At 60.2% G+C, this 7060-nt stretch carries 11 protein-coding genes and 1 tRNA gene; 1 reads left to right on the forward strand and 11 read right to left on the reverse strand.

Going from position 1 to position 7060, the window contains the following annotated elements; all coding sequences use genetic code 11:
• On the reverse strand, positions 1–528 hold a 528-nt coding region (locus DBR24_RS31610), incomplete at its 3' end, for an FAD-binding oxidoreductase (RefSeq protein ID WP_256591306.1).
• 184 nt (positions 529–712) lie between these two features.
• Here DBR24_RS31610 and DBR24_RS06410 point away from each other — a divergent pair.
• Positions 713–789 (forward strand) — tRNA-Val (locus DBR24_RS06410).
• A gap of 112 nt (positions 790–901) precedes the next feature.
• Here DBR24_RS06410 and DBR24_RS06415 read toward each other — a convergent pair.
• The 10 genes from DBR24_RS06415 to DBR24_RS06460 all read right to left on the reverse strand — a co-directional run.
• Entirely contained in the window at positions 902–2041 is a 1140-nt protein-coding gene (locus tag DBR24_RS06415; RefSeq protein WP_128614246.1) for a tyrosine-type recombinase/integrase, read from the reverse strand.
• The gene (locus tag DBR24_RS06420; RefSeq protein WP_128614247.1) at positions 2041–2274 is read right to left on the reverse strand and encodes a hypothetical protein; all 234 of its coding nucleotides are present in this window, start codon (positions 2272–2274) and stop codon (positions 2041–2043) included. Before DBR24_RS06420 ends, DBR24_RS06415 begins: the two co-directional genes overlap by 1 nt.
• Before the next feature lie 44 nt (positions 2275–2318).
• Positions 2319–2813 (reverse strand): hypothetical protein, encoded by a 495-nt coding sequence (locus DBR24_RS06425; RefSeq protein ID WP_128614248.1) that lies wholly within the window; start codon positions 2811–2813, stop codon positions 2319–2321.
• Positions 2814–2864: 51 nt separating this feature from the next.
• Positions 2865–4073, reverse strand: a complete 1209-nt coding sequence (locus tag DBR24_RS06430; RefSeq protein ID WP_128614249.1) for a site-specific DNA-methyltransferase — start codon at positions 4071–4073, stop codon at positions 2865–2867.
• Positions 4074–4122: 49 nt separating this feature from the next.
• Entirely contained in the window at positions 4123–4497 is a 375-nt protein-coding gene (locus DBR24_RS06435; RefSeq protein ID WP_128614250.1) for a hypothetical protein, read from the reverse strand.
• Positions 4498–4567: 70 nt separating this feature from the next.
• A complete protein-coding gene (locus DBR24_RS06440; protein ID WP_128614251.1) occupies positions 4568–5350 on the reverse strand; it encodes a hypothetical protein in 783 nt (260 codons plus the stop codon).
• Between the two features lie 85 nt (positions 5351–5435).
• Positions 5436–5732, reverse strand: coding sequence for a hypothetical protein (locus DBR24_RS06445; RefSeq protein WP_128614252.1), 297 nt, complete (start codon positions 5730–5732; stop codon positions 5436–5438).
• Entirely contained in the window at positions 5729–6115 is a 387-nt protein-coding gene (locus tag DBR24_RS06450; protein ID WP_128614253.1) for a hypothetical protein, read from the reverse strand. The genes DBR24_RS06445 and DBR24_RS06450 overlap by 4 nt, the downstream gene beginning before the upstream one ends.
• Positions 6112–6423, reverse strand: a complete 312-nt coding sequence (locus DBR24_RS06455; protein WP_128614254.1) for a DUF4406 domain-containing protein — start codon at positions 6421–6423, stop codon at positions 6112–6114. Before DBR24_RS06455 ends, DBR24_RS06450 begins: the two co-directional genes overlap by 4 nt.
• Positions 6420–7060 (reverse strand): hypothetical protein (locus DBR24_RS06460; protein WP_371921238.1); only part of this gene is annotated, 641 nt, incomplete at its 5' end. The genes DBR24_RS06455 and DBR24_RS06460, both read right to left, overlap by 4 nt.

The raw sequence follows: 7060 nt of genomic DNA on the forward strand, positions 1-7060 counted from the left end.
GAGCATGCCGCCGACGTACTGATCGCACGCCACCACTTCGCGAATGCGACGCTCATCGAGCAGCTCAAGCCGGGTATGGCCGAAGCGCTCCCACAGGCGCTTCTGCGATTCCAGGTGGCCCATCTGCTTGGCGGAGAGGGCGGCGAACACGCCGCCGTCCTTCAAGTCGCACTGGATGTTGTACCTGGCGACCCGTTCGCGAATGATCCGGCCGCCTTCGAAGGCCATCTGCCCGAGCAGTTGTGCTTGTTTGGGGCCGACACTGCGTTCGATCACGTCGATGTCGCGGCTATAGCTGTTGACGATCTGCCCGCCATTACGACCCGACGCACCGAAACCGACCTTGGCGGCTTCCAGCACGGTCACGCGAAAACCGTTTTCCAGCAGGAACAGGGCTGAAGACAATCCGGTGTACCCGGCGCCGATCACACAGACGTCCGTCTCCACATCAGCTTGCAGAGACGGGCGGGGCGGTACGGCATTGGCCGACGCAGCGTAATAAGACTCTGGGTAAGGGGTGTTCGCCATCCTGCAGCCTCTGTTTAATATATTTTACGAGTGTGCCGATCCTACCCGAGTTGAAAAACCTCCGCCAGCCACCGGAATAATCTTCTTCACCGGCCTGAAATTAAATATTTTGCATATTCATAGGGTTAGGTGAAAAAAAGGTGTTGACACCCCTCCGGAATTCCGTAGAATGCCGCCTCACAGCAGGCACGTAGCTCAGTTGGTTAGAGCACCACCTTGACATGGTGGGGGTCGTTGGTTCGAGTCCAATCGCGCCTACCAAACAAAATCCGCTCTGCTGGGCGGTCTAGAAGGGCTCACCGAAAGGTGGGCCCTTTTTTGTTGTCTGGTGTTTGGGCAAACTTTGGGAATATTTTGGGCAAACGACCACCGATTACACCTTCAGGTCGGCGCTCACCTTCATGTACACCACGGCGTCATCGCCATGGCCCGCTTGGTAGTGTTCAGTCATCTTGACGTCCGCGTGACCCATAAGCCCTTGGATGTACTCCTGCGGGAAACCCTGCTGCTCGTACAGCCACGCACCCAGTGCACGGATCTCGTGAAAAGTGGGTCGCTCGCCGGCTGGCATGTCCTTGTATGCCTCGGAGTCATCCCTGGCCTGTGCGAATGACTTCGTCAGGTAATCTGGCGTCACGGCGTTCCAGTGAAGCTTGGCGTCGAGCTGCGACCGTTTGCGGGCCTTCGGCGAGTAGTGGATCAGGTAAGGGCACACGACTGGCGACCGCATGCACTCCGCGACCACCTCGCGCAGCGCCGGGCCCATGGCAATCTCCAAGTGCACCGGCTTCCCGTAGTTCTGCGTCTTCCCGGGCGACACCTTGATGGTGTTTTGCTCGAGGTCAACGGCCGACTTCGGCCACATCACGATATCCTCCCGCCGCTGAAGACTCAGCAAACCCAGCCGGATCGCTCGCTTCAGCCAGATCGGCGTACCCACGTAATTCAAAATCGCATTCAATCCCTCGACGGTGTGGCGCTGGCGCTTCTTCTCGGCCTCTTTCTTGACCAGTGTCAGCTCCGCCGAGTTGCGTTCGCACAGGCCCTTGGCCACGGCGAAGGCGAAGATCTGCACGAGCAACCCGCGATGCTTGGTGTAGGCATTGTTCTCGAAGCCGTCCAGGTACTCGGCCACGGTCAGCACGTCCAGCTGCCCCATCATTAAATCGCCCAGGTCTTCCCGGTACCGGGCCAACTTGAATTTGATTTCCTTCAACGTCCGCTCGGCATAGTTCCGGGTGCCCAGCCATTCCTTCTCGAAACGATCGAGGCACCCGCTGAACTTCGGCGCCGCCTCGCCGGTGAGCATTGCCAGCAGCGCGCCGTCGTCGGCCAGCAGGGGCAGCAACTTCGCATTGGCGGCGTTGGCCAGCTTGATCGCCTCCGCCATCGGCTTGTTGATGCTGGTCTTCTTGCCGGTGATCGGGTTCTTGTACTGCCAATATTTCCCGTTCGGGTAAAGGTTGGCCGGCAGATCCCGGTTCTTGATTGTCCTGGCGCGCGGCGGTGCCATCAGCCCACCTCCATCATCTTGGCGAGAAGGGGATCATTCGACCCCAGCACGACCGCCTGCAGATCCACGAAATACATCCCGCCTTTTACCTCTCCCACAACTTCGCCTTCCTCAATCCATTTTTTCAACTGCTGCAGACTCGGCTTGCCGCCGGCGTACCGCAGCTTCCTGTATTCGCCTGCCTCCATGAGCCGCGGCAGCCTGGCCGTTATTTGGGCAATGACCCTTGCCATGATGATGCTCCATGCCGCGCGTGGCGGCAGATGGTGGTGATTGGTTATGCGTCGGCCTTGGCCAGAGCTGCGTCGGCAACTGCCATTGCGGCTTGGGCATCGTTCACGTATGCGGGATCGAAGTAGCCGGCCAAGTGGATGGTCGCCTGACAGGCACGCAGGTTCTCGCGGGTGAGCTTCAGCGCGGCGACGAGCTCTTCGTGAAGTCCGCGCTCCTCGCGGCCGATATCCCAGAAGCGCTGGCCCCAGTGCCCGGCCGGCGGCGGGTTGTTATTCTGCGCGCCGAACGCCAGTGCACCGACAACCGAGTCCAGCAGGTCGCGCTTGTAGGCGTTGTCGCCGTCGATGCTCAGGCCACGCCGGCGCAGGGTGGAAACCACCTCGTTCAAGTCGAGCCCTTTGTCCTGCAGAACGATGTCGAGTTCTGGTTTCTCTGGGGTGTAGATGGTCAGGCAGAGCTTTGCGCCTTCAGGAAGGCTGGCGCTGATCTTTTCCAACGCATCGCTCGCAGTTTCGTGGAAGCGGTTCAGTGCGGACATACGAATACCTCGCCCGCCGTACACCGGCAGGCTGTTGAGTTGGGGGAGGGGTTACGCGGTACCGAACAGGTCGAGCTGGTCGGATTCGGTTTGTAGCTCTTGCTGGCGGTTCACTTCGTGGTCGATGCGTGCTCGGGCGATCGCCGCGTACTGCTCGTCGATCTCGCAGCCAATGAACTGAAAGCCTTCTCGCATTGCTGCCTTGCCGGTGCTGCCGGAACCCATGAAGGGATCGAGCGCAATGCCGCCGGCAGGAGTGACCAGGCGCAGCAGGTAGGCCATCAGATCGGTAGGTTTGACCGTGGGGTGATTGTTGCCCGTCGTATCCGTGGTTTGCACCTTTCGCAGCGTGGTGCCTTGTTGGAATTGCGGGCCCGGGTTCAGCAGGCCTTCATGTCGGTCTGTGCGGCTGGTCTTTGCGCAGTAGAAAAAGCGTGCGGCGCTGCCGCTGTCTAGGCGACGAGCCCCGGGCTTCATCTGAAAACCAACGACACCGGAGTTCGCGCTGTCAGCGCTCGCCTCGGCACCTCGGCTGCGCTTCATATTTCCGTAGCAGTTCTGCCCAGCCCGCTGGGTATCGCTGGTGCTGGCCGCCGCGAGTTGCCCTGGCGCATCCGGAAATGCTTCGATGACTTCCGCGCTTCCGTCGTGAATGAGGTTTGCCGGCCACCGGCCGAGATCCGAAGCCTCGGCCGTCATCGCGAGTTTTCCGGACTTGCCCCCTACGTAGTTACCACCTCGCATATCGACGGTGGTCAGTCTCGTCCAGTTCTTTGCCAAGGCCTCAGCGTCGATTGCGCGTACGCGACACCCGTCAATGTTCAGAGCACCGGTGCCGTGGGCCTGGACGTTTGCAGCAACGGTTCCGGCGAAAGGCTTGCGCGCCACGGTGATTGGCTCCAGTGCCGGCTTGAGCGCAGTGCCCCAGCCTGCGTGCTCACCATCGAGGTTATGCGACTTGGGAAAACCAGAGCCATACACCCAGGCGATCATGTCGCGGATCTCGAATCCTGCGTCTTCGATACGGACTGCCATGCGGTGCTGGGTGCGAGTGCCGGCGAAGGCGAGCAAGTGCCCGCCGGGCTTCAGCACGCGCAAGCACTCTGCCCAAACCTCAGTCGCCGGAACGTCGTAATCCCATTTCTTGCCCATAAAGGACAGTCCGTACGGCGGGTCGGTGACAACGCTGTCGACACTGCAATCGGGCATCCGCCGCAGTAGTTCCAGGCAGTCGCCAATCAGGATCTGGTAACTGTTCATCGCCACGGCCCCCTGTAGATCAGGTAGGCCATGTAGAGCGGGGCGAAGATCATAGTAGGTCTGCTCCTGCTTCAAGTAGGGCGTCGCGGTCTTCACGCAGATTGGCGAGCTCGGCCTTGAGTTGGTCGCGCTCCCTGATCAAAGCCTTGATGGCTGTCGAGATGTTGCGGTGACCCAGCGTGATGGTGATGGCATGTGCCTCGTCGAACAGCTTGACCTTCTGGTCTCGGTCGTCCGCTGATCGCGCGGCCAATTCTTTTTCGTGGATTTTGAGGCAGCGCTTGCAGGTGACGTGCCGCCAGTCATTGGTGAGCTGGTCGTCGGTCATTACGCCATCGGTGCCGCAGTAAACATGTTCTGGAGGATCTTGATCGGCTTCGGTGCCGCCGTCCCACGGGTAAAGGTGAATCGCTCGCTTGCTCATGAGGTCACCGCTGCAACAGAGAGGAAGATCAAGCCCCATAGGCAGGCGCTTATGGCTGCTGCTTTGAGCATCATGGCGAAAGCTCCAATTCGGCTGGCGCTGTAGCGGCCAGAGTTTCGACGGCCAGGGCGTACACGTCGGGGTGTTGTTTGTCGAAAGCTGGCATGTGTTCCGTTTCGATCCATGTTCCGCGCACGGCGCCCTTAGCCAGCCACGCCGGCTTGCTCCCGGGCGCCTGCGTCCATGCGGTGACGCCGATGCCGTGGCTGGCGATCTGTTTGGCGGTGATGAACCCTTGGCGCCGAAGCTGGGCCAGAACCTTCAGTGCTGACTCTTTCCACGGCGTCAGACGCACCGGTGCGGGCACGCCGGCGGGCAGGTTCGTCACCAGCACTGGCACCTGACAACGCTCAGGCGGGTTCCAGTCGAACATGTACCAGTCATAAAAGGGCTTGTGGCCGCTTACCTCCAGCAGAGAATGGTCGAGGCTGAAGGTCATACGGTTGCCTTGCCGGGTCCAGCTCTGTCTCGGCACCAGCACTCTGACGCCGAGATGTTCCAGCATCTTCACGATGCCTTTGCTGGCATCGGTGATTTTGCTCACGATCACCAGTCGGTAATCTGGCCCGGCGCGCCCATAAAGGTCGTCGCCGCGGCAGGGCAGAATCTGGTCGGCTACCTTGGCGTTCAGCTGCAGCTTCGCTTCGACGCCGATCTGCCGACCGTCTTCGTGCACGACCAGCACGTCGAATCCGGCCGCCTCGGGGTAGCACGTCCAGCCGGGTAGTTCGTTGAACTCCTGGATGAACAGCGCGCAGAGGTCAGCCTCCTTTTCGATTTTCTCGATAGGCATTTTTCGTCCTTGCCGCTATAGCGGCTGACTTTGAAGGGGGAGGGAGTAGATTTGCGGATGGAGTACAGATGTACTCTTTACGGAATTAGACGCCCGGGCGGCCTTTGAACGCGAGCCAGATGTAGTGGCGACCCTTGGCGGTAACTTTGATCTTGCCGATCTGCCGGTTCCAGCTGATCAACCGCAGCTCTTCGAGGATGCTGGTGAGCGTGTGCCCCTGATGCCAACCGGCCAGCGCCTTGATGCAACCTTGGGCCAGTAGCCCGCGAAAATCGTCGTGGCCGAAGTTGGTGCCCTGGAATGAGCTCTGCATCTGCTCATCAGTGACCAAGTCGGTGATGGTTCTCACGTTCGGGTCGAGCCTGTAGCTTTTGTGGGTCATGGCAATTCGTCCCCGACGATCATCTTGCACGGGCCTTGGCGAACATTTGCGAGCTCTGCCACCAGATCATCGTTTTTCTGATCAGCTGCGTTCAGGCGCTGCTGCAGGGCGTCACGCTCCGCCTGCATCCTTTCGAAGCCCTTTTGCGTGCCTGCGTAAAGCTCGCCCAAGGCTCTGTACGATGCGCGAAGCTCGCTGATTTGGTCCTGAGCCTGATCCACGACTTTCTGTGCTTCGTGCACGTCGATCCAATTGCCCATGGCCTGGTCTTCGAACTTCTGCACGGACTTGCCGGAAGGCGAAAGCAGGAATGCGTAGCGCGGCAATGCGTTCAACTTGTCCCAGAACTCGAAACCTTCACGCGTTTGAATGTTGCGCATCATGCAATCTCCATCGACACCAGATCATGGGCATTCACAACCTTCATGCCGAGCTCCTTGCCGATATGAACCTCAAGGCTGGCGCCGCGGGAATCCTGCCAGCCGGGCAGGGTTGCCACGGTGTCGCATTCCATCAGCGCCGCGATGTCGCGGCGCATGCATTCGCTCCAGGTGCCTGGGTCTGGGTTGAGTTCAGCGGGGTTGATGACGCTGTGCCCGGCGGCGCGCAGGCTGGCGGCCGTGGAATGGAACAGCGGGAAGTTGAGGTCCAGCATGTTGGTCATGGGACCGCTGAGGTAGATGCGCTTCATGCTGCCTCCTGCTGCGGCTGTTCTTGGCGCAGCGCGTGCTGCACCGCGAGGATGATTCGCTCGAGGTAGGCGTAATCGGGATTGGGCTCAGTGGCATCGCTCGTCATGTGCCACCACTCATCGCCGAACAGCTTGGTCATCAATTCGCTGTGCGCGCCGTGGAGATGATCAATCGACGGCGATTCGCGCAGATCTTCTGCCGCGTCGAACATTTCGCGCGCTTCGTCCGAGGTGTAGCCGAATCGACGTCGCTCTTTCAGCACCAGGCGCTGCGCTTCGTTCGCGAGAGCATCCCCGCTGAATTGCCGTGGTCTCAGGGTTTGGTCGAAGTAACCGATGATGTAGCTGGTGCTCAGCTCGCAGAAGAACTGGCCGATGTTCAGCCCGTCCCACATGCCGCCCCAGTAAGCCGTCCAGCTCTTACCCCAGCAGCTGACAGTGATCTTGCCGCGATTGGGCGCCAGATCTTCGAGGAAGACTGTGATTCGATCGAGATTCTTCGCGCCGGTGATCACTAGCTTCGTCACAGTCGAGCGCTCAACCTTCAGCGGATCGGCCGTTTTGTTTTCTGTGGGCATGGTGCGTCCTATGCCGGGGCAGGCCCGGGCGGTGGAGGGTGGGTTATGCGGCTTCGGCT

It is taken from the genome of Pseudomonas sp. HMWF006, from assembly GCF_003061205.1.
Lineage (GTDB): Bacteria > Pseudomonadota > Gammaproteobacteria > Pseudomonadales > Pseudomonadaceae > Aquipseudomonas > Aquipseudomonas monsensis.